At 67.5% G+C, this 20,853-nt stretch carries 17 protein-coding genes; 5 read left to right on the top strand and 12 right to left on the bottom strand.

All coding sequences use genetic code 11. The features are described from left to right. Positions 1-41: 41 nt before the first annotated feature. Positions 42-2,261 (bottom strand): cyanophycin synthetase, encoded by a 2,220-nt coding sequence (locus PSQ39_RS02165; protein WP_273925608.1) that lies wholly within the window; start codon positions 2,259-2,261, stop codon positions 42-44. A 183-nt stretch (positions 2,262-2,444) separates the two neighbouring features. Between PSQ39_RS02165 and PSQ39_RS02160 the strand changes: the two genes are divergently transcribed. From PSQ39_RS02160 to PSQ39_RS02145, 4 genes are all read left to right on the top strand, one after another. Continuing rightward, positions 2,445-4,748: a cyanophycin metabolism-associated ABC transporter gene (locus tag PSQ39_RS02160; RefSeq protein ID WP_273924948.1), complete on the top strand. Its 2,304-nt coding sequence runs from the start codon at positions 2,445-2,447 to the stop codon at positions 4,746-4,748. A gap of 12 nt (positions 4,749-4,760) precedes the next feature. Further along, on the top strand, positions 4,761-5,234 hold the full coding sequence (locus PSQ39_RS02155; RefSeq protein WP_273924947.1) for a cyanophycin metabolism-associated DUF1854 family protein: 474 nt from the start codon (positions 4,761-4,763) through the stop codon (positions 5,232-5,234). A 56-nt stretch (positions 5,235-5,290) separates the two neighbouring features. Continuing rightward, positions 5,291-6,004, top strand: coding sequence for a 7-cyano-7-deazaguanine synthase QueC (gene queC, locus PSQ39_RS02150; protein ID WP_273925607.1), 714 nt, complete (start codon positions 5,291-5,293; stop codon positions 6,002-6,004). Positions 6,005-6,205: 201 nt separating this feature from the next. Beyond that, positions 6,206-6,664: a hypothetical protein gene (locus tag PSQ39_RS02145; protein ID WP_273924946.1), complete on the top strand. Its 459-nt coding sequence runs from the start codon at positions 6,206-6,208 to the stop codon at positions 6,662-6,664. 60 nt (positions 6,665-6,724) lie between these two features. Here PSQ39_RS02145 and PSQ39_RS02140 read toward each other — a convergent pair whose 3' ends face one another. Beyond that, entirely contained in the window at positions 6,725-8,488 is a 1,764-nt protein-coding gene (locus PSQ39_RS02140) for an ABC transporter ATP-binding protein/permease (protein ID WP_273924945.1), read from the bottom strand. 144 nt (positions 8,489-8,632) lie between these two features. Here PSQ39_RS02140 and PSQ39_RS02135 point away from each other — a divergent pair, with 144 nt between their 5' ends. Further along, on the top strand, positions 8,633-9,859 hold the full coding sequence (locus PSQ39_RS02135; RefSeq protein ID WP_273924944.1) for a GGDEF domain-containing protein: 1,227 nt from the start codon (positions 8,633-8,635) through the stop codon (positions 9,857-9,859). A gap of 13 nt (positions 9,860-9,872) precedes the next feature. Here PSQ39_RS02135 and PSQ39_RS02130 read toward each other — a convergent pair whose 3' ends face one another. The 10 genes from PSQ39_RS02130 to PSQ39_RS02085 form a co-directional block, all read right to left on the bottom strand. After that, positions 9,873-10,214, bottom strand: a complete 342-nt coding sequence (locus PSQ39_RS02130; protein WP_273924943.1) for an EF-hand domain-containing protein — start codon at positions 10,212-10,214, stop codon at positions 9,873-9,875. Between the two features lie 125 nt (positions 10,215-10,339). Then, positions 10,340-11,239: a 5'-nucleotidase gene (locus PSQ39_RS02125; RefSeq protein WP_273924942.1), complete on the bottom strand. Its 900-nt coding sequence runs from the start codon at positions 11,237-11,239 to the stop codon at positions 10,340-10,342. Positions 11,240-11,493: 254 nt separating this feature from the next. Beyond that, entirely contained in the window at positions 11,494-12,726 is a 1,233-nt protein-coding gene (gene gspF / locus PSQ39_RS02120) for a type II secretion system inner membrane protein GspF (protein ID WP_273924941.1), read from the bottom strand. Positions 12,727-12,745: 19 nt separating this feature from the next. Further along, a complete protein-coding gene (locus tag PSQ39_RS02115; RefSeq protein WP_273924940.1) occupies positions 12,746-14,134 on the bottom strand; it encodes a GspE/PulE family protein in 1,389 nt (462 codons plus the stop codon). A 5-nt stretch (positions 14,135-14,139) separates the two neighbouring features. Continuing rightward, the gene (gene gspD / locus PSQ39_RS02110; protein WP_409241971.1) at positions 14,140-16,374 is read right to left on the bottom strand and encodes a type II secretion system secretin GspD; all 2,235 of its coding nucleotides are present in this window, start codon (positions 16,372-16,374) and stop codon (positions 14,140-14,142) included. Beyond that, positions 16,374-17,228 carry a type II secretion system protein N gene (gene gspN / locus PSQ39_RS02105; protein ID WP_273924938.1) on the bottom strand — a complete coding sequence of 285 codons (855 nt, stop codon included), beginning with the start codon at positions 17,226-17,228 and terminating at the stop codon, positions 16,374-16,376. The genes gspD and gspN overlap by 1 nt, the downstream gene beginning before the upstream one ends. Positions 17,229-17,248: 20 nt before the next feature. Further along, positions 17,249-17,815 carry a type II secretion system protein GspM gene (gspM, locus tag PSQ39_RS02100; RefSeq protein ID WP_273924937.1) on the bottom strand — a complete coding sequence of 189 codons (567 nt, stop codon included), beginning with the start codon at positions 17,813-17,815 and terminating at the stop codon, positions 17,249-17,251. Further along, a complete protein-coding gene (gene gspL / locus PSQ39_RS02095; RefSeq protein WP_273924936.1) occupies positions 17,815-19,041 on the bottom strand; it encodes a type II secretion system protein GspL in 1,227 nt (408 codons plus the stop codon). Before gspL ends, gspM begins: the two co-directional genes overlap by 1 nt. A gap of 82 nt (positions 19,042-19,123) precedes the next feature. Continuing rightward, a complete protein-coding gene (gspK, locus tag PSQ39_RS02090; protein ID WP_273924935.1) occupies positions 19,124-20,125 on the bottom strand; it encodes a type II secretion system minor pseudopilin GspK in 1,002 nt (333 codons plus the stop codon). Continuing rightward, complete coding sequence (locus PSQ39_RS02085; RefSeq protein WP_273924934.1) at positions 20,122-20,853, bottom strand: PulJ/GspJ family protein; 732 nt, start codon at positions 20,851-20,853, stop codon at positions 20,122-20,124. Before PSQ39_RS02085 ends, gspK begins: the two co-directional genes overlap by 4 nt.

Below are 20,853 nucleotides of genomic sequence, written 5' to 3'. Positions count from 1 at the left end.
TTGAGTTCAGTGGGCGCGTTGGGGCGATTGGGCGGCGCGGCTCAGCGGAAAAATGCTGTGCTGCCAGCCGGGCGAACCGGTTGCGGATCGGGATCGAAGGTTTCGATGCCGGCGGCGATCAGGTCGGGCGAGATGTCCAGCGCCCAGGCCGTGGCCACGGCGGCCAGCAAGGCCTCTTCGCTCATCGGGAAGGCGGTGTTCTGGCGCGTGCGGATGTCGCCCAGGTCGGACAGCACCTTCTCGTGGCTGCCTTCGGCCAGCACCACATAACCTTGCTTGAGGTAGACCGCCCGGCCCTGGGCCGCACGGTGCGCCTCGATGGCGGGCACATCGGCGGTCAGGCCATACAGCACGACCGAGCCGTCGCACAGCGAGGCCATGTCGCTGACACGGGTGTCGGCGGTGTTGAGCACGGCCACGCCGTCGGGCAGCACCACGTCGACCTGGGTGCGCATCACGCGCACCATCTGGTCGGCTTCATGCACGTCGTAGTGGCTCAGGGCCTCGAAGCCTTCGAGGTCGGTCACCACGCCCACTTGGCAGCGGTCGTAGGGCAGGCCGTCGCGCAGGATGGTTTCGGCGCCGTTTTCGATCACCGTGGCCTGCACCGAGTGGTTCATCAGCAGGCGGTGGCCGGCTTCCCAGTTGGCGCAGTCCACGGATTCGACACGGCGGCGGTCCAGGAACAGGCCATCGCGGCAGGCCAGACCGGTCTGGCGGCCACTGAGGTGGGCCAGCCAGGCGACCATGCGGGCGATTTTGTGCGTGTCGCGCGTACCAGCCACGCCCACCACGGGGATGCGGCCCGGGGCGGCGTCGCCTTCGGTCTCGGGGAACAGGTGGTCGACGATGGCGCGGCCCACAGGGCGGGGCGAGCCTTCAGCGGGCTTCAGGTGCATCAGCAAGCCGGGACCGGCGTTGACTTCCACGATGGCGCCGCCTTGCTCGGCCAGCGGGCGCGAGATGTCCTTGGCCACCATGTCGATGCCGGCAATGTCCAGGCCCACGACGCGGGCGGCCAGGCTGGCGGCGTACTGCACTTCGGGGTGGATGTTGTCGGTGCAGTCGATGGCCACGTTGCCGTTGCGCTCGATCACCACAAAGCGGCCCGCAGCGGGCACGGCCTCGGGGCTCAGACCCTGGCGTTGGATCTCGAGCTGCACCTTGGTGTTGGTCTCGATGACGATGGTTTCGAGCGGGAATTCTTCTTCGAAGCCGCGGCGTGGGTCGGAGTTGAGCTGGTTGTCAATCAGCTGGCGCACGGTGGAGCGACCGTCGCCGGTGATGCCGATGATCTCGCCGCGCGCGGCGGCCACGACCTTGTCACCCACCACCAGCAGGCGGTGCTCGTGACCGGGGATGAAGCGCTCGACCATCACGTCGCTGCCTTCGGGGTAGGCTACGTGGTAGGCGGCTTCGATGTCGGCCTGCGTGTGCAGGTCCAGGGTCACGCCCCGGCCATGGTTGGCGTCGGAGGGCTTGACCACCACCGGGAAGCCAATGTCTTGCGCAGCTTCCCAGGCTTCTTCGGGGCTGTTGACGATCTGGCCTTCGGGCACCGGCACGCCACAGGACTTGAGCAAGGACTTGGTCAGGTCTTTGTCGCCGGCAATGCCTTCGGCAATGGCGCTGGTGAATTCGGTCTCGGCCGTCCAGATGCGGCGCTGGCTGGCACCGTAGCCCAGTTGCACCAGGTTGCCGTCGTTCAGGCGGATGTGCGGGATGCGACGGTCGGTGGCGGCGTCCACGATGCAGGCGGTGCTGGGGCCGAGGTAGCAGTTGTCGACTTCGGTGCGCACGCGGTGCACGGCGGCCTTGACGTCAAAGCTGTCGCCGCGGATGGTGGCGGTCAACAGTTGGTGACCGGCGTCCAGGGCGGCGCGGGCGACGCGCTCTTCACGCGCCCGGAACACCATGCGGTAAATGCCATGGCGCGAGGTGCTGCGGGTCTGTCCAAAGCCGGTGGGCATGCCCGCCAGGTTGAGCAGCTCGATCACGATGTGCTCCAGGATGTGGCCCGCCCAGGTGCCTTCTTCGAGCCGCTGCAGGAAGCCGCCGCGTTCGCCGACCCCGCAGTGGTGCTCAATCAAGGCCGGCAACAAGGCCACCAGCCGGTCTTTGAAACCGGGGATCTTGTTGGAGGGGTAGTTTTCGAGTTCCCCCAGGTCCAACCAGACTTCCAGTACGGAACGGTAGGTCCAGATGTTGGGGCCGCGCAGGTAATTGATGCGCAAGAGCTTGAGATCGTCGGCTTTGATCATGTTCGAGTCGGGTTCGGTGCCTGGCGCCATGCCGCCATCCAGCCGAGATTGTGCGCTCACTTTGGGCGCTTGGCTGAGCTCGCATTCTGCGTCAGGGCGTCGCATGGCCTCGGTTTCGGCGAAAATCGACTTTTCCTGCCTCTGCGCGGGAGGGCGAACAGTGCCGCGCGGTACGGAATCAAAATGCAACATTCAAATCCTGTAGGTTCTCCAGACGAGACAGCCGATCTCGGAAGAATCGACCCTCAATCTCAACTGGCGTCCGGTGAAAACGTCCTCGCAAGCCTTCCGGTTGACCTGGACGCACGCCTGCATTTCGCCTCTGGCCTGCTGGCGGTGACGGAAAAACGCCTGCTGGCCTGCGAGCCTGGCAGCGGCGAATGGCGCTCCTGGCCGCTGGAGGCCAGCCTGTCGCTGCGCCACAGCGACCACGCCGGCGTGGGCACGCTGGAGCTGGTGACGGCCGAGCGCCGACTGGCGCACTGGCGCTTCACGCTCAGCGCTGACGTGCATGCCATGCGCCTGATGCGCGTGTTCGAGCAGCGCCTGGCCCTGCTGGCGGGCGCCGCGCCCGAGGACAACGAAGAAGTCGCCTGCTGCCCCGCCTGCAGCGCCCCGTTGCCGCCCGACAGCGAAAGCTGCCCGGCCTGCGAGCGCGAGCTGCAGCCGCCCACCTCCACCTGGGTGCTGCTGCGCCTGTGGCGTTTTGCGCACCCCTACCGAAAGCAACTGGCCGCCGGTTTTGCGCTGACCCTGGCCTCCACGGCGGCCACGCTGATCCCGCCTTACCTGACCATCCCGCTGATGGATGACATCCTGATCCCGTTCCAGAACGGTCAGAAGATCGATCCCATGCTGGTGCTGCTGTACCTGGCGGGCCTGCTGGGCTCGGCACTGGCCGCCTGGGGCCTGAGCTGGGCACGCACCTACATCCTGGCCCTGGTGTCCGAGCGCATTGGCGCGGACCTGCGCACCACCACCTACGAGCACCTGCTGCGCCTGTCGCTGGACTACTTTGGCGGCAAGCGCACGGGCGACCTGATGAACCGCATCGGTTCGGAAACCGACCGCATCAACGTGTTTTTGTCGCTGCATGCGCTGGACTTCATCACCGACGTGCTGATGATCACCATGACGGCGGCCATCCTGTTCTCGATCAACCCCTGGCTGGCCCTGGTCACCTTGGTGCCTCTGCCGTTCATTGCCTGGCTGATCCACACCGTGCGGGATCGCCTGCGCACGGGGTTCGAGAAAATCGACCGCGTCTGGTCCCAGGTCACCAATGTGCTGGCCGACACCATCCCCGGCATCCGGGTGGTCAAGGCTTTTGCACAGGAAAAGCGCGAGGCCGAGCGTTTCAAACAGGCCAACCGCTACAACCTTGAGGTCAACGACAAGCTCAACCGCACCTGGTCGCTGTTCTCGCCCACCGTGTCACTGCTGACGGAAATCGGCCTGCTGGTGGTGTGGGGTTGCGGCATCTGGCTGGTCTCGCGCAGCCAGATCACGGTCGGGGTGTTGACGGCCTTCATTGCCTACATTGGCCGCTTCTACACCCGGCTGGACTCGATGAGCCGCATCGTCTCGGTGACGCAAAAGGCCGCGGCGGGCGCCAAGCGCATTTTTGACATCCTGGACCACGTCTCCAACGTCCCCGAGCCGACCCAGCCGGTCAAGCTGCCTGCGGTGAAGGGCCGCATCGAGATGAACAACATCGGTTTTCGCTACGGCACGCGCAGCGTGATCCGGGGCGTGGACCTGGACATCCAGCCCGGCGAAATGATCGGTCTGGTCGGCCACAGCGGCTCGGGCAAGAGCACCTTGGTCAATTTGATCTGCCGTTTTTACGATGTCACCGACGGCGCCATCCGCCTGGACGGCACGGACATCCGCCGCTTTGCCGTGGCCGACTACCGCAGCAACATCGGCCTGGTGCTGCAAGAGCCCTTCCTGTTCTTTGGCACGATTGCCGAGAACATCGCCTACGGCAAGCCCCACGCCAGCCGCGAGGAGATCGTGGCGGCGGCCCGCGCCGCGCACGCACATGACTTCATCCTGCGCCTGCCTCAGGGCTATGACTCGCTGGTGGGCGAGCGTGGCCAGGGCCTGTCGGGGGGTGAGCGTCAGCGCATCTCGATCGCGCGGGCGCTGTTGATCGATCCGCGCATCCTGATCCTCGACGAGGCCACCTCGGCTGTGGACACCGAAACCGAAAAGGAAATCCAGCGCGCGCTGGACAACTTGGTGCAAGGTCGCACCACCATCGCCATCGCCCACCGCCTGTCCACCCTGCGCAAGGCCGATCGCCTGGTGGTGATGGACCGCGGCCAGGTGGTCGAAGTGGGCCCACACGACGAGTTGATGGCCAAGCAAGGCGCTTACTGGCGCCTGTACGAAGCCCAGGTGCGGCGCGTCGATGGCGCCGACGACGACAGCCTGGCCCTGGCGCCCAGCGCCCATTCCGCCCACCCGGCGGGTCAACCCTGAGGTGGCCAGACCATGACCCACAGCCTGTCTTTTCAACTGCAGCGCAATGCGCTGGGCCGTCTGGTGCTGACCGACGCCCAGGGCCAAAGCCATGTCGGCGTGACGCCGGTGCGGGCCTTCCCGATCGCCGCCCCCGACGAGGGCCTGTCCCTTGTGGGGCCGGAAGGCCATGAGCTGGCCTGGGTACCACGCCTGGACCAACTGCCCCGCGCCGAGCGCGCCTTGCTAGAAGAAGAACTGGCCACGCGCGAGTTCAACCCGGTGGTCAAGCGCTTGCTGGCGGTGTCCAGCTTCTCGACCCCCTGCACCTGGACGGTCGAGACCGATCGGGGCCAGACCCAGTTCGTGCTCAAGGCGGAGGAAGACATCCGCCGGCTGGAGCGCGGCAAGCTGCTGATTTCGGGCGGCCAGGGCATCGTCTACCAGGTGCCCGACATGGCGGCCTTGGACCGGGGCTCGCGCAAGCTGCTGGAACGTTTTTTGTGAGCCGGGCGGGGCGCTGACCCCCCCCTTATATTTCTGATCGAGGCTTTTTCATGCCCCTGCACACCACCGCGCTGGTCCTTTTTTCGGGTGGCCAGGACTCCACCACCTGCCTGGCCCATGCGCTGGCGCGCTACGAGCGCGTCGAAACCGTGGCCTTCGACTACCGCCAGCGCCACAGCGTGGAGCTGCAGGCCCGCCTGGCTGTGCTGAGCGAGCTGCGCACGCAGTTCCCGCACTGGGCGGCCAAGCTGGGTGATGACCACTTGCTGGACCTGGGCGTGCTGGGCCAGGTCAGCGAGACCTCGCTGACCCGCGACATGGCCTTTCAGATGGCGCAAGGCGGCCTGCCCAACACCTTTGTACCGGGTCGCAACCTGCTGTTCCTGACCCTGGCTGCGGCTTTGGCGTACCGGCGCGGGCTGGAGGTCATCGTGACCGGCGTGTGCGAAACCGATTACTCAGGCTACCCCGATTGCCGCGACGACACCATGAAGGCCATGCAACTGGCCTTGTCGCTGGGCATGGACCGCCGCCTGCTGATTGAAACCCCGCTGATGTGGATCGACAAGGCCGAGACCTGGAAGATGGCGCATGACCTGGGCGGCGCCCCCTTGGTGGACTTGATCGTCGAGCACTCCCACACCTGCTACCTGGGTGACCGCGAACACCGCCACGCCTGGGGCTGGGGCTGCGGGCACTGCCCGGCCTGCGAGCTGCGCGCGCGCGGGCATGAGCGCTACCTGGCGTCGCTGACGGCCCCTGGGGTTTGACGGCGACTTGAACTGATGCATCCAAAAAAGAGACTTTCGAGTCTCTTTTTGCTTTTTGCGGACTCTTTTTTCAAATCAAAAAAATCTCAAAATTTTTTGCAGAAGGCCCTTCATTTTTCCGAGGGACTGCCGTAAACGGTACGAGAGCGCTCAAAAACGCTTGTTTTTCTATGTAAACAATTTGTACTGAGTGGGCCTGTTATGCAACTTCCCCCTGTCGATCGCTCGTTGAGCTGGGCCGCCTATGGCGCCGGCGCTGCGGCGTCGGCGGGCGAAAGCGAGCGTCAAACCCCCAGCAAGCCCTCCACCACGGTGACCAACGCACCGACAGAGTCCACCATCGTCACGGTGTCGGGGCGCAAGGTGGAGAGCCCGGACAAGCCTTCGGCCTCCAATGACCAGCCCAACAAGGACTGGACCGAGGTCAAGAAGAAAGCCACCACCGAAGAGCCCAAGAAGCCGCCGCCGGAGCCCATCTCCAAGAAGCTGCTGGACTTCATCCACTCGGTGTGGAAGGCCAGCGGCTCGGTGGTCGAGCTGGCTGCCACCGAGGCCAGCGACGAAGCCAACCGCCTGCAAAACGAGCAGACCAAGGCGGGGTTGTCGACCAATTTGCTGGTCTACACCGACCCCAAGGTCAAGCGCGGCGGCGGGCTCTGAGCCCCGCCCGCCGGGCTGTGCAGGGCGGGCGGCCCGCGCCAGCCCTGGCCCATGCACCCCTCAAATCGACTCACTGACCAGGCGGAAGCGCCGTGGCGAGGGGCTGACTTCTTCCAGACGCCAGCGCGTGTTGTGGAAGCGCGCCAGCTCCGGCCGGTGTGCAATCGACACCAGGCCCCCGCCCTGCGCTTGCGTCAGCGCCACCAGGCGTTGGTAAAGCAGTTGCTCGGTCTGTTCGTCCAGGGCGCTGGTGGCTTCGTCCGCCATCACCCAGGCTGGGCGCTTGAGCAGCACGCGGGCCAGGGCCAGTCTTTGCTGCTCGCCGCCCGACAGTTTTTGGCTCCAGGCGTCTTCGCGGTCCAGTTCGGTGCACAGATGCGGCAGTTCCGCTTGGCGCAGCGCCTCGCGCAAAGCCTCGTCATCGTAGGTGTTGGCCGCCTCGGGGTAGGCCAGGGTGTTGCGCAGCGGACCGTTGGCCAGGTAGGGCTTTTGCGGGATGTACATCACGCGCTGCGGCTGGCTCAGGCCGCCTTGGGCATGGGGCCACAAACCGGCCAGGGTGCGGAACAGCGTGGACTTGCCGCTGCCCGAGGGACCTTGCAACAGCACCTGCTGGCCCGGGCGCGCGTGGGCGCTGCTGGGGTCGAGCAGCGGCTGGCCGTTGGGCAGCTGGATGCTGAGGTCCTCAATCGCCAGGTCCTCGCCCAGGGCGGTGTGCAGGCCTTGGGGCACGGCCTGGGCCTGGCTCAGGTTTTCTTCGAACGTGGTCAGCCGGTCGCTGGTGGCGCGCCAGCTGGCCAGGGAGTCGTAGTTGTCGACCAGCCAGCTCAGCGAGCCCTGCACGCGGTCGAAAGCCGAGGCGATCTGCATCAGCTCGCCGAGTTGGATGGCGCCGCTGAAAAAGCGCGGTGCGGCCACGATGAAGGGAAACACCATGGCCGCCTGGCCGAAGAAGTTGGTGAACCAGACCAGGCGCTTTTGGGCCTTGATGAGGGCGATGTAGTTCGTCATCAAGCGGCCAAAGCGCTGTTTGAGGTTTTCGTTCTCGACCGAGCTGCCCAGGTCCAGGGCAATCGATTCGCTGTATTCGCGCACCCGGCCCATGTGGCTGCGGAAGTCGGCTTCATAGCGCTTTTGCCCGAAATTGAGCCCGATCAAGGGCCGCCCGATGTAGTGCGTGGCGACACTGCCGACCAGGCAGTACAGCACCGCCATCCAGACCATGAAGCCGGGGATGCTGTAGTCGTTGCCTTGCAGGCTGAAGGCAAAGTTGCCCGACAGGCTCCAGAGGATGCCGACAAAGCTGGCCAGGGTGACCACGGCATTGAGCAGGCCCATGCTCAGCGACACCGTCAGCGAGGTGAACAGGTTCACGTCCTCCTGGATGCGCTGGTCGGGGTTGTCTGGCGGTGCTTGGCCCGGGCCGCTGTGGGCATAGCGGGCCAACTCCAGTCGGTAAAACAGGTGGTTGGCCAGCCAACGGTCCAGGTAATGGCGCGTCATCCAGGCGCGCCAGCGCAGCTCCAGCCACTGGGTCAGGTAGAACTTGTAGACCGCGATCACGATGTAGGCAAAGGCCAGCAGGGCAAAGCGCGACAACTGGTGCCAGAACACATCGGCCTGCTTGTTTTGCAGGGCGTCGTAGAAGACGCGGTTCCAGTCGTTGATCAGCACCAGCATGTACACCGCGCCCAGGTTCAGGGCCACGATGGCGGCCAGCAAGCCGCGCGCCTGCCAGCGTTCCTCGGAGCGGAAGTAGGGCAGGGACAGGGCCAGGATGCGCCGGCTGGTGTCGCGAAAAAGATGAAACTTAGAGACCGTCATGGAACGCAATGGTAGTTAAAGCGCATCCCCGGGGCCTGAGTGGATCAAGCTGGGGTGTGAGCGGTGGATAATTTGGCATGTGCAGGGAGAGCCCCCGCACCAGGAGGGCCGTTCGTTGCGAAGCAGCCCCAGCAGGAGGGAAGTTTGCCAGTTTCGATTCGGGCCCGTCTGAACCAGATGTTGCTCTTCATGACCGTGCTGGGCATGGCCATCGCCACGAGCTGGGCTTGGTGGATCACCCGTGCCCAGGTGCTGCGCGATGTGGAAGCCGTGGCGAGCCAGCACATGGCCATGGCCCAAGCCATGCGCCGCTACACCGAGTTGCATGTGCGCGAAGCCTTGATGGCCGATGCCCGCCAGTTTCACCCGGCCTCGGTGCCTTCGTTCGCCGCCACCACGGCCATGGCCCTGCTGCGCGAGGACTACCCCAACCTGGACTACCGCGAGGTGGCGCTGCAGCCCACCGTGCCTGCGCACCAGCCTCAGGGTTGGGAGCGGGTGGCGGTGGACGCCTTTCGCGCGGACCCGACGCTCACCACCTTGCAAACCCGGGCCTGCTCGACCGATGAGCAGCACTGGTGTCTGGCCAAACCCTTGCGCGCCACGGCGGCCTGCCTTCACTGCCACGGCCAGCCCGAGCAGGCACCACCGGCGATGCTGGCCCGCTATGGGGCCGGCAACGGTTTTGGCTGGCGCGAAGGCGAGGTGATCGGTGCGCAGTTGGTGTCCGTGCCCCTGACGCCCCTGTGGAGCCGGGTGTACCGGGCCATGTGGCGCACCGCCGGCCTGTCGCTGGGCATCATGGCGCTGTTTTTCTTGATCATGAACTTTGCGCTCAAGCGCCTGGTGATTTCGCCGCTGCAGGCCAACAGCGATGGCTGGCAGCGCCTGGCCTCGGAAGACCCGCTGACCGGTCTGGCCAACCGGCGGGAGTTCAACCTGCGGGCCGAGCAGGCCCAGCGCTGGGCTGAGCGAGAGGGGCGTCCTTTGTCCTTCATCGTGCTGGATTTGGACCACTTCAAACAACTCAATGACCGCTTCGGCCACGCCGAGGGCGATGGGGTGTTGCGCACCATGGGCCAGTTGCTGGCCCAGAGCACGCGCCACCGTGATCTGCCAGCCCGCCTGGGCGGCGAGGAGTTTGCCGTGATGGTGCCGGGTCATGACCTGATGGAGGCGCAGCGTTTTGCCGAAGCCTTGCGCCACAAGGTGGAGTTCACGGTGTTTCCGCGTGGCCTGCCGGTGACCACCAGCCTGGGCGTGGCGCAGTGGCAGCCCGGGGAGTCGGTGGCCGACACCTTGCAGCGGGCCGACGAAGCTTTGTACCGGGCCAAGGCGGCGGGTCGCAACTCGGTCTGCCTGGCGCCCTGAGGCGGCCGCCGGCTCAGCGCTTGGCTTCGCTGCTGCTCTCACTGGCTTTCTGGGCCCGCACTTCCTTGGCGTAGGCACGGATTTCTTCAAAGCTGACTTTGCCGTCGTGGTCGGCATCGGCCGCGTCAAAAGCCTTGGCCAGTCGTGGAATGAAGGCGACTTCGCTGCGGCTCAGGTAGCCGTCGCCATTGAAGTCCAGCATCTTGAACTGGCGCGCTGCCAGGGCTTCACCTTCGCTGGGTTGCTCGTCGGAGGGGCTGGGGGCGGCGCTGGCCTGGGCGCTGACTGGTGCCAGCGGGGCCAGGCACAGCAGGCCAGCCGCCAGGGGCAGGGCGAAGGCGCGGAAAAAGCTCATGGTGTTCCTTTCAAGAGGCGTCAGATGGGGGCAGAGCCCGCGTCTTCAACGCCTGAGGACGGGCGTGGGGGGCCGTCTTTGCCGATGGTGACAGACTTTGCGAAGGCTTCACCGATGGCCAAACCTCAGGGGTTGGACACCCCGCTGTGCACATGGCCGGCGGGCACATGCTGTGCCGCCGAGTTGACGTGGCCGGTCTGGTCGTCAAAAAAGAAGTCAGGCTCGAACTCGCGCAGAAAGCCGCCCTTTTCCAGCCCGCCCAGAAACAGCACCTCGTCCACCTCGATGTTCCAGCGCATCAGCGTGCGGATGGCGCGCTCGTGGGCCGGAGCGCTGCGGGCGGTCACCAGCGCGGTGCGGATGCGCATGTGCGGGTTGTCGGCCTGCTGCAGCCGATGCAGGGCCGCCAGCAAAGGCTTGAACGGCCCGTCGGGCAACGGGTCGGTGGCGTGCTGGCTCTCGTGCTGCTGAAACGCGTCCAGGCCCTGGCTTTGGTAGACGCGTTCGGCCTCGTCGGAAAACAGCACGGCGTCACCGTCAAAGGCGATGCGCACCTCGTTGGGGTGGCTGTTGCTGGCCTGAACCGACTCGGTCAACACACGCGCGGCCGGAAAACCCAGCGCCAGGGCTTGGCGCACGTCGCTTTCATTGGCCGACAAAAACAGGTGGGCGCCCAGGGGCCGCAGGTAGCCAAAGGGGTTGCGTCCGCGCGTGAACACACCGCGCTGCAGCGGGATGCCGGTCTCGTGGGCCGAGCGAAAGATGCGCATGCCGCTGACCGGGTCGTTGCGTGACAGCATGACCACCTCGACCAGGCGATCGGCGCCGGGGCGGTTGAAGGCCAGCAGTTTTTTGACCAGCGAAAACGCCACGCCAGGCGGTGCGGTCTGGTCCAGGCGCTCGAGCTGCAACTGGCGGTAGGCTTGTTCGCTGACCTGTTCGAAGACGGTGTTCTCTTCTTCAAAGTCAAACAGCGCGCGCGAGGAAATGGCCACCACCAACTGGCCATCAAGGGTGACAGGCATGGGCCCAGCCTCCAGGGTTGAATGTCTGCATTGTGAGGCCAAGTCCTGTGCACAGCGGCGTCGCTGGGAGCCGGCACCGGCCACCGCCGGGCCGCTCCCCAGGCGCCCGGGCCCCCCCCTTGGGGGGCAGCGACCCACACGCAGCGGGGGAGCGTGGGGGCCCAACCGGCCGTCGCCGGGCCGCTCCCAAGGCGGCAGGGGCCCCCCTGGGGGGCAGCGACCCACACGCAGTGGGGGAGCGTGGGGGCCCTATTTCACTTGACGAACTGGTTCAGCTGGATGATGGGCATCAGCACCGCCAGCACGATCAGCATCACCATCAAGCCCATGGCCACGATCAGCAGCGGCTCCAGGATGGTGGCCAGCTGCATGGCGCGGCGCTGCACCTCGGTCGCGAGCTGGGTGGCGGCGCGTTGCAGCATCAGGGGCAGTTGCCCGGTTTGCTCGCCCAGGCGCGCAAACATGGCGACCAGGCCCGGAAAGCGCTTTTTCTGCGCCAGCGCCGAGCCCAGCGGCGCGCCTTCACGCACCAGCACCAGGGCGTCGAGTGCGTCGGCCCGCATGGCCCGGTTGGACACGGTCTCGGCCGCCGCCTGCAAGGCTTTGAGGATGGGCACGCCCGCGGCCGCCAGCATGGCCAGGGTGCTGGCAAAGCGGGCCGCGTTGTAGCCGCGCGCCAGCTTGCCAATCAAGGGCAGCTTGAGCCAGGCCGCGTCAAAGCGCAGGCGCCAGGCCTCCAGGGTCAGCAGGTAGCGACCCAGCGCGACCAGCGCCCCCAACAGGGCCGCCATCAGCCAACCATAGGAGCGCACCAGGTCGCTCAGGCCCAGCATGATCACGGTCAGCAGTGGCAGGGCGCGCTTGGTGCCGGCAAACACATTGGCCACCTGCGGCACCACGTAGCCCACCAGGAACAGCACGATGACGATGGCCACCAAGGTCACGATGGCTGGGTACATGGCGGCGCCAATCAATTTGCTGCGCAGGGCCTGGCGTTCTTCGAGGTCGTCGGCCAGGCGCTCCAGCACCAGGCCCAGGTTGCCGCTTTGCTCGCCCGCGCCAATGACGGCGGTGAAGATGTCGCTGAACTCGCGCGGGTGCTGGGCCAGGGCGCGGGCAAACGAGGCCCCGGCATTGACCTCGGCGCGCAGGCCGGCCACCAGCTGGCGCTGGGCGTCGCTGTCGGCCTCATCGGTCATGGCGGTCAGGGCGCGCTCCAGCGGCAGGCCCGAGCTGACCAGCCCGGCCAACTGGCGCGTCCAGATCGCCAGCGTCGTGGCGTTGAAAATGCGTTGGCTGAACAGGCCGGGGCGGTGCACGCCATCGGCGTCTGCGTCGGCGCTGCCGCCCTTGACGGGCAGCACCGCGAGCGGCACCAGCGCCTGGGCGCGCAACTGGCTGCGCGCGGCGCGCGCGGTGTCGGCCTCGATCACGCCCTTGCGGGTCTGGCCCTGGGCGTCGACGGCTTCAAAGGAATAGGCTGGCATGGGCGCGCGCTGGTGGGGGTCAGTCGCGCGTCACGCGCAGCACTTCTTCGCGCGAGGTGATGCCGGCGGCAATCAGGCGCTCGCCGTCCTCGCGCATCAGCGTCATGCCCGAGGCCAGGGCCGCGTCGCGGATCTGTGCCTCGGCGGCTTGGCCGTGGATTTGCGCGCGGATGGCTTCGTCGGTGACCAACAGCTCGAACACGCCGGTGCGCCCGGCATAGCCGGTCTGGCCGCAGTGCTCGCAGCCTGCGCCGTGGCAGTGCGGGCAGTACTTGCGCACCAGGCGCTGGGCCAGCACGCCCAGCAGCGAGGACGACAGCAAGAAGGGCTCTACGCCCATATCGGTGAGTCGGGTGATGGCGCTGGCCGCGTCGTTGGTGTGCAGCGTGGCCAGCACCAGGTGGCCGGTGAGCGAGGCCTGGATGGCGATCTGCGCGGTTTCGAAGTCGCGGATTTCGCCGATCATGATCACGTCGGGGTCCTGGCGCAGGATGGCGCGCAGGGCTTTGGCAAAGGTCAGGTCGATCTTGGCGTTGACCTGGGTCTGGCCGACGCCGGCGAGCTCGTACTCGATCGGGTCTTCCACCGTCATGATGTTGCTCTGCGTCGCGTCCAGGCGCTGCAGGGCCGAGTACAGGGTGGTGGTCTTGCCTGAGCCCGTGGGGCCGGTCACCAGGATGATGCCGTGCGGCTGGCCGATCAGGCGTTCAAAGCGCGCCAACACCTCGCCCTGCATGCCCACCGATTCGAGGCTGAGCTTGCTTTCGCTCTTGTCCAGCAGGCGCAGCACGGCGCGCTCGCCGTGCGCGCTGGGCAGGGTGGAGACGCGCACGTCGATGGCGCGCGTGCCCAGGCGCAGGCTGATGCGGCCGTCCTGCGGCAGGCGCTTTTCGGAGATGTCCAGGTCGGCCATGATCTTCAGGCGCGAGATCAGGGCCGCGTGCAGCGCGCGGTTGGGTGTCACCACCTCGCGCAGCGTGCCGTCGACGCGAAAGCGCACGCTGGAATGGCGCTCGTAGGGCTCGATGTGGATGTCGCTGGCGCCGTCGCGCGCGGCCTGCGTGAGCAAGGCGTTGAGCATGCGGATGATGGGCGCGTCGTCGGCGGTCTCCAGCAAGTCTTCCACGGCGGGCAGCTCTTGCATGATGCGCGACAGGTCGGCGTCGGACTCGACCTCGCTGACCACGCTGGCGGCGCTCGATTCGCCCTGGGCATAGGCGGCCGAAATGCGCTGGGCCAGGGCCGGTGCGTCCAGCCATTGGACGGCTTGCACCGGGTGGCGGCGCATCACTTCACTGACGGCGGCCGCGTCGGCCTCGGGGGCCTGCACCAGGGTGCATTGCTGGCCGTCGTCTTCCAGCAGCAGTTGGAAGCTGCGCGCGAACGCATAGGGCAAGGGGTGGCGCATGGCTCTCAGGGCTTGGCTGGGGTGTCGGTGACGATGTTGCTGCCGCTGCTGCTGGGGCTGACGTTGGCACTGGGCGGCAGGATGGGGGCTCCCTTGGCATCGGTGCGCGGGGCCAACGCGGGCAGCACGGGCGCCTCGCTGACGCTGGGCATCATGGCGCTGGGTTTGGGCTGCACGGTCTGCTGCACGCCGCGCAAGGTCTCGTAGCGGCCTTGGGTGATGGCGTCGGCGTCCGAGGCCTCGCGCACCACGACCGGGCGCAGGAAGATCATCAGATTGGTCTTGTTGCGCGCGCGGTTCTCGCTCTTGAACAGGTTGCCCAGGATGGGCAGATCACCCACGCCAGGCACCTTGTCGGCGGCGCCCGCGTACTCGTCTTGCAGCAGGCCGCCCAGCACCACGATGGCACCGTCGTCGACCAGCACGTTGGATTCGATCGAGCGCTTGTTGGTGGAGGGACCGTTGGTGTTGGTCTTGGTCGAGGCGTCGATGCTCGACACCTCTTGGTAGATGGCCATCTTGACGGTGCCGCTCTCGCTGATCTGCGGCTTCACGCGCAGTGTCAGGCCCACGTCCTTGCGCTCCACGGTCTGGAAGGGGTTGACCGTGCTGTTGCTGTTGTTGGTGCTGGTGTAGGTGCCGGTCACGAAGGGCACGTTCTGGCCGATGACGATCTTGGCTTCCTCGTTGTCCAGGGTCAGCAGACTGGGCGTGGACAGCACGTTGCCATCGGTGTTCTTTTCCAGGAACTGGGCCAGGAAGCCCAGCACGTACTGGCCATTGATCTTGCTGCCGATCCCGAAGTTGAAGCCATTGCCCGGCAACACCGTGCCCAAGGTGCTGGTGGACAGGCTCAGCAGGTTGGCCCCGGCTTGGGACGAGTTGGTGCCCAGCAGGCCGACCGTGCCGCCGGCGCTGCCCAGCAGGCCCTGCCACTGCACGCCAAACTGCGCCACCTTGTTGGCGTTGACTTCGACGATCAGGCTTTCCACCAGCACCTGGGCACGGCGGCCATCGAGCTTGTCGATGACGGCGCGCAGCTGGCGGTACTGGGGTTCGGGCGCGGTGATGATCAGCGAGTTGGTCGAGGGGTCGGCCTGGATCTGGCCACCGGTCGAAGGCTGGGCGCTGGTGCCGAAATTGCTGGACGCACCCAGGCTGCTGGTGCTGCTGCTGGCGCTGCCCCCCAGCGGGTTGCTGGTGTTGGCGCTGGGCGTGCTGCCCAAGTTGTTCAGGCCGCTGCTGGTGCCGGTGACGCCGGTGCTGTTGGCTCCGCCGCCCGCGTTCATGGCGGCGCGCAGGGTGGTGGCCAGTTTGGTGGCGTCGGCGTTCTTCAGGTAGACGACATGGATGTTGCCCGCCGCGCCATTGGCGCCCGAGGTGGGTTGGTCAAGCTTGGCCACCAGCGACTTGACCAGTGCAGCGCGCGCCGGGTTGGCGGCGCGCAGGATCAGGCTGTTGCTGCGCGGCTCGGCCAGCAGCGTGGTCTTGAACGAGGTGTCGGTCTGGCCTTGGCCGGCCGCCGCTGGGGCGCCGCTGCTGCCCGGGTCGATCAGGCGCGTCACCAGAACGGCCAGGTCGGCGGCCACGGCGTGCTTGATGGGCAGCACTTCGACGTCGCTGGCATTGGGCACATCCATGGACGCGATGATGCGGGCCAGGCGCTGCAGGTTGTCGGCGTAGTCGGTGATGATCACCGAGTTGTTGCCCGGGTTCACGTTGATGGTGTTGTTCGGGCTGATCAGGGGGCGCAGCACCGGCACCAGGTTGTTGGCGCTCTCATGGTTGAGGCGGAAGATCTGGGTCACGATCTGGTTGCCGCCACCGCCACGCTTGTCGGTCTCGCTGCTGGAGATGGTGACCGAGCCGCCTTGCAGTTTGGCTTCGGCTTCAGGCACGACCTTGTACAGGCCGCTGGCCTCCACCACCGCAAAGCCTTGCAGGCGCAGCGTGGTCAGGAACTGTTCCCAGGCCACGGCGGGGCTGACCGGCCGGTCGCTGGTCAGGGTGATGGTGCCTTTGACGCGTGGGTCGATGACCAGGTTGCGGCCGGTGATCACGCCCAGGGTGCGGGCCACGCCGTCGATGTCGGCGCCATTGAAGTTCAGGGTGATCGGCTCGCCGGCCTTGGGGGCCGATCCGGTTTGCGCCGGGCTGGGCACGGCACCCAGCAGCAGGCTGGAGGCCAGTGACAGGCTGGCCAGTCGGACGAGGGGGCGGGTCGGGGTTTTCATGTGCATTAGCCCAGGGTGATGTGGGAGCGCGCGCCGCGGCGGCGTCCGATGAGGTTCAACAGATTGGCCAGCGCCGCTTCGCGCTCGGGCGCGGCTTCGGCCGTGCCTTGGAAGCGCAGCCGGGCACCCACCCACTGGCCCTGGCCGCTGAGCAGCAGGCTGCCTTCCAGCGTTTTCAGGTCCAGGCTGGGCGCGTCACCACCTTGCAAGGTGGCGCGGTAGCTGCCCATCGGGTGCAAGGTGGACAGGCGGGATGAGATGTCCAGTGCGTCGAGCTGGACTTGGCCCGCCAGGCGCAGGCGGCCGGCGGCCCAGTCCAGGCTCAGGCCCTGGAGTTGCAGCTGCAAACGGCCTTCCGGTTGCAGGGTGTTCCAGGGGGTGCCCAGGCCGCTGAGCAGCTGGGCGGGCCAACGCGATTGGTGGTCTTGGATTTGCACGTGGACGCGGTTCCAGCCAGGCTGGACCCGGGCTTGCAAAGGGGCGTCGGCGCAGCAGTCCAGGTTCAGCGCCAGGCTCAGGCCGGTCCACTGCGGACGCAGTTGCCAGCCCACCCGGCCAGGCAGGGTGGTGCGGTCCTGGCTGTTGCGGCCCCCGGTCAGCACCAAATGGGCCGAGCCGGTCCAGACCGTGCCGCGCGGCAGCAGCAACTGCACCTGGCCTTGGCTGGCCTGGTCCACGCCGGCCGCCAGCCAGCGTGCCGGGGCCCAGAGCAGGCCACACAGCAGGGCGCCGCACAGGGCGCCCGCCCAGGCCCAGCGCCGGCCCAGGCGAGCGTCGGCGGCGGAGCCAGGGCGTGCCACCGCCGCGGCCACGGCGGGGCGCGCACGGAGGGTCGAGGAGCGAACGGGCAGCAGACGCATGGGGCCAGCGGTAGAGGGGGTCAGGCCGGCGGCAGCTGCAGCACCAGGGTGCCGTCCCAGGCAGGGCCGGGGGGCAGGCTGCCGGGTTTGGGCGGAGCGGCATTGGGGCCGGGGGGCGGGCTGCGGGTCAGGCGGGCTTCACCGGGCAGCACGCGGGCATTGGCCCGGGCCAGGGCCAGCCACTGGCTCAGCGCCTCGGCTGGGGTGTTCTTCAGCACCAGGGTGGCGCGCTCGCCTTGCAGGTTGAGCTGGGCGCTGTTGCCCAGGCGCTGGCGCACGCTGGCTTCCAGGGCCTGGATGGCTTCGCTGCGCGGCAGGCGGGTTTGTTGTTGCAGGGCTTGGGCCTGGCTCTTGAGCTGCTGCATCTGCTGCCATTGGCGGTCCAGCGTTTGCTGGCGTGCCTCGGCCTGGCGCAAGGTGTTGAGCGCGGGTGCCAGGGCCACCGCCCAGAGCAGGGCTGCGCCGATCACCACCGCGGCCAGGCTCAGCCAGGTGCGCTCGCGCGGGGCCAGACGCAGCCAACGCTGCTGCAGCTCAGCCCGCAGGCGCTGCGGCAGGGTCGCCGCAGAAGAAGGGACGCGGCTCATCAGCGGGGCTCCTGGCGCAAGGTCAATTGGTCGGCTTCAAGGCGGCCGCTGTAGCCGCGCTGGCGCAGGCGCTCCAGGGTCTGGCTGCCTTCTTCGGCACTGAGGTTCAGGCTCTTGAGGCGCAGTTCACCGGCGCTGAACTCAATGCCGCTGGCGCTGCGCCCAGGCGGCGCCGCCAGTGCGGCGGCGCCCAGCAAGGATTCGAGGTCGTCGCCCGCTGCCTGGCCCGTTGCCTGGCGCAGGGCACTGACTTCGCGGGCCATTTGCAGCGGCGCATCGACCACCACCTGGACTTGCGGAAAGGTCTGGGTCAGGGTCTGGCGGATGTCGGTCTGGCGCTGGCGCAGGGTCTGGTTTTCTTTCCAGGCCCAGGCGTTGAGGCCCGCCACTTGGGCCAGCAGCAGCACCCCCAGGCCCCAGCGCACGGGGCGCCAGGCGGGCGACAGCCAGGCCGCTTGCAGGCCGCGCTGCACCTGACGGCCCAGGCGTTGGCGCTGGCCGCTGGCAAAGCTGTGCTGGGCCAGTTCCCAGGGGCTGGCGGCGGCCGCCAGCCAGCGGGTGGCGGGGGTTTCCAGGCGCACGGGGCGGCCCAGGGCTTTTTCCGCCAGGGCGGCAACAGCGGGTTCGGCCAGCAGTTCGGCCTCTTCGGGCCAGGCGGGCAGGGTGGTCTGCGGGTTGAGCGGCAGGCTTTGCATCGGGCTGTGCGGGCCCAGGCCGGTGGCCACCCACCAGGCGGGGCGCAGCAGATCCGACGGTGGGGCCAGCGCGCGCAGGACCGGGCCTTCGGCCGCGCTGGCGGGCCACAGCTCGGGCACGATGCGGGTCACATGGCGGCCCGCAGCCTCCAGGGCTTGGACGCAGGCGCGCAGCCAGGCTTGGTCGCACACGGCGACCCAGCGCGGGGTATCGCCTTCCGTGGCGGGGCCCAGGGCCAGGTGCAGTTGGCTGGGCTCGTCCAGCAGGCGCTCTTCGAGCAGGCCTTCGAGCACGGCCTGCAAGCGCGGGCTGGCCGCGTGGGTGCCGCGTGGCAGGGTCACGGCTTGCCAAGACAGCTGCTGCACCGGCACCACGGCCACGACCTCGGCAGGGCGGGTCACGGCGGGCAGCAGGTGGGCCACGGCGGCGCCTTGCTGGGCCACGGTCTGGCCGTCGGGCGTCAGCAGGTAAGGCCATTCGGTGCTGGCCGTGGGGGGCAGCGCTGGCAGGTGAACGATCAGGGTGCTCATGGGTGGTGTTGGCGGCCCATTGTAGAGAGATGATGTGAAGGTTTGATGGGGGTGGCCACCAGGGCTTGGTGAGGCGGCGGGTTCACGGCGGATTGCTGTTGCCGGGGCCGCGTTGGAACTGGCCGCGTTCGCGCCAAAGCGTCTGCACTTCCGAGTTGTTGCGCACCACCAGGGAGCGCTCTTCCATGCGGTTGTCGCCCAGGCGCAAGCGCCCCAGCACCTCGAAATAACGGCTGGTCACGCTGTGCTCGCTCTCGTTGACTTGCGCGGCGAGTTCGCCCAGTTGCTGGCCCACATCGCTGAGACTTTTGAAGTGGCTGCGCGCGCGCAGACTGACCAGGCGCTGGGCGCTGGCCATGTCCAGGCTGCGGATGCTGGCGTAGAGCACCTCGGCTGGCGCGGTGTTGAGGTTGACCGGGGTCCTCTCGGGCAGCAAGGTGATGAAGGGGCGCAACTGGGACAAGGTGCTGGCGCTGAGGCCGAAGTTCAGCAACTGGTCCAGGCGCTGCGCGGGCAGCAGGGCTTGGCTGTCGCCAGCCTTTTTGGCTTGCAGCAGGTTTTGCTCCAGCGTGCTGAGTTGGCTTGCGGGCAGGCTCAGCAGGTCGAACAGTTTGGCGAAAGCGCGGTGGGCGTTGGGCTGCAAGGCCTGGTTGTCGATCAGGTTGCTGATGTTCAGGCGACCTTGCTGGTCGGTGATGCTGCCGGACAAAAAGGCCTCCAGCGCGTCGTTGTCGTCGCTGGCGTTGTTGTTCGAGTCGGCGGCCAGAAAGCTGGACAGGCGTGCCTCTTGCAGCGGGATGGCCCAGGGCTCAGACAGGCTGTCGGGGCCGCCGGCAATGGCGTCTTCGCGCAGGATCAGGCGCGACCAGTCCAGCGCCCCGGTGAGGATCCAGTGCGACTGCACCCGAGCGCGCTCTGCGCTTTCCACTTCAACGGCGCGCCATTGCTGCCACAGCGCCCCCGCCGCCAGGGTGGCCACCAGGGTGACGGTGAGCATGGCGGTCAGCAAGGCCGCGCCGCGTTGCGGCAGCGCTGTGGGCCTGGGGGCGTTTCGGCGCTGCGCCAAGGGGATCAGCCAACTCATGACTTGCCCCCGCCCAAGGTGGGGCGGGCCCAGTCGCGTTGCAGTCGGCCGCTCAAGGCCTGGCCGGGCGCCAGGGTCAACACCAGGCGCACGCCTTGGGGCAGCAGGCCGTTGCGGGTGTCACCCGATGGAGCCCCACCGCTGGCGGGCGTGCCGGGTGCCGGGCTGCCGCTGCCGGTGGCGCTGGCATCGCTGGACAGCGGATTGGTCCAGGCGTCTTGGCGGTAATAAAAAATCTGCCACTCGGTGGCGGGGGCGATCAGCACCTCGCGCTGGCGCGCAGCCTCGTCGGGGTTTTGCCCCCACAGGGCAGCTTGCTGCCAGGCCTGCTCCCATTCGCTGCGCCGGCTCAAGGGCGGGGACTGCCAGCGCAGCCATTGGCCTTGGGCGCCTGGGTTGCGCAGGGTCCAGCCCACCACCAGGGTGGTTTCGGGGGCGCTGGCAGGCCCGCGCCGCGTCATGCGCAGGACCCGGCCGTCCCAGTCCAGCGCACTGACCTGGGGCAGTTCCACCAGGGCCTCCAGATCGGCCTGCCATTGGCCCAGCCCGGCTTGAAGGGTCAGGATCTCCTGGCCGTACTGCTCGGTCTGGCGCTGGGTGCGCATCATGCCGTCCAGGCCTTGCCAGCTCAGCAAGGCCATGATGGCCATGACCGACAGGGCGATCAGCAGCTCGACCAGGGTGAAGCCCCTCGGACGGGGGCGCGGTGCGTGGTGGGCGCGAGTCAT

This window comes from Curvibacter microcysteis (assembly GCF_028649455.1).
Taxonomy (GTDB): Bacteria; Pseudomonadota; Gammaproteobacteria; order Burkholderiales; family Burkholderiaceae_C; genus Curvibacter; species Curvibacter microcysteis.
Note: the sequence above shows the minus strand (reverse complement) of the source record. Positions and strands in the feature narration are given on the sequence as shown.

Excerpts from the sequence above, each read along its gene's own strand:
- PSQ39_RS02165 (WP_273925608.1), bottom strand. The coding sequence starts at position 2,261 with ATGATCAAAGCCGACGATCTCAAGCTCTTGCGCATCAATTACCTGCGC.
- PSQ39_RS02160 (WP_273924948.1), top strand. The coding sequence starts at position 2,445 with ATGCAACATTCAAATCCTGTAGGTTCTCCAGACGAGACAGCCGATCTC.
- PSQ39_RS02155 (WP_273924947.1), top strand. The coding sequence starts at position 4,761 with ATGACCCACAGCCTGTCTTTTCAACTGCAGCGCAATGCGCTGGGCCGT.
- PSQ39_RS02145 (WP_273924946.1), top strand. The coding sequence starts at position 6,206 with ATGCAACTTCCCCCTGTCGATCGCTCGTTGAGCTGGGCCGCCTATGGC.
- PSQ39_RS02140 (WP_273924945.1), bottom strand. The coding sequence starts at position 8,488 with ATGACGGTCTCTAAGTTTCATCTTTTTCGCGACACCAGCCGGCGCATC.
- PSQ39_RS02130 (WP_273924943.1), bottom strand. The coding sequence starts at position 10,214 with ATGAGCTTTTTCCGCGCCTTCGCCCTGCCCCTGGCGGCTGGCCTGCTG.
- PSQ39_RS02125 (WP_273924942.1), bottom strand. The coding sequence starts at position 11,239 with ATGCCTGTCACCCTTGATGGCCAGTTGGTGGTGGCCATTTCCTCGCGC.
- gspF (WP_273924941.1), bottom strand. The coding sequence starts at position 12,726 with ATGCCAGCCTATTCCTTTGAAGCCGTCGACGCCCAGGGCCAGACCCGC.
- PSQ39_RS02115 (WP_273924940.1), bottom strand. The coding sequence starts at position 14,134 with ATGCGCCACCCCTTGCCCTATGCGTTCGCGCGCAGCTTCCAACTGCTG.
- gspD (WP_409241971.1), bottom strand. The coding sequence starts at position 16,374 with ATGCACATGAAAACCCCGACCCGCCCCCTCGTCCGACTGGCCAGCCTG.
- gspN (WP_273924938.1), bottom strand. The coding sequence starts at position 17,228 with ATGCGTCTGCTGCCCGTTCGCTCCTCGACCCTCCGTGCGCGCCCCGCC.
- gspM (WP_273924937.1), bottom strand. The coding sequence starts at position 17,815 with ATGAGCCGCGTCCCTTCTTCTGCGGCGACCCTGCCGCAGCGCCTGCGG.
- gspL (WP_273924936.1), bottom strand. The coding sequence starts at position 19,041 with ATGAGCACCCTGATCGTTCACCTGCCAGCGCTGCCCCCCACGGCCAGC.
- gspK (WP_273924935.1), bottom strand. The coding sequence starts at position 20,125 with ATGAGTTGGCTGATCCCCTTGGCGCAGCGCCGAAACGCCCCCAGGCCC.
- PSQ39_RS02085 (WP_273924934.1), bottom strand. The coding sequence starts at position 20,853 with ATGACTCGCGCCCACCACGCACCGCGCCCCCGTCCGAGGGGCTTCACC.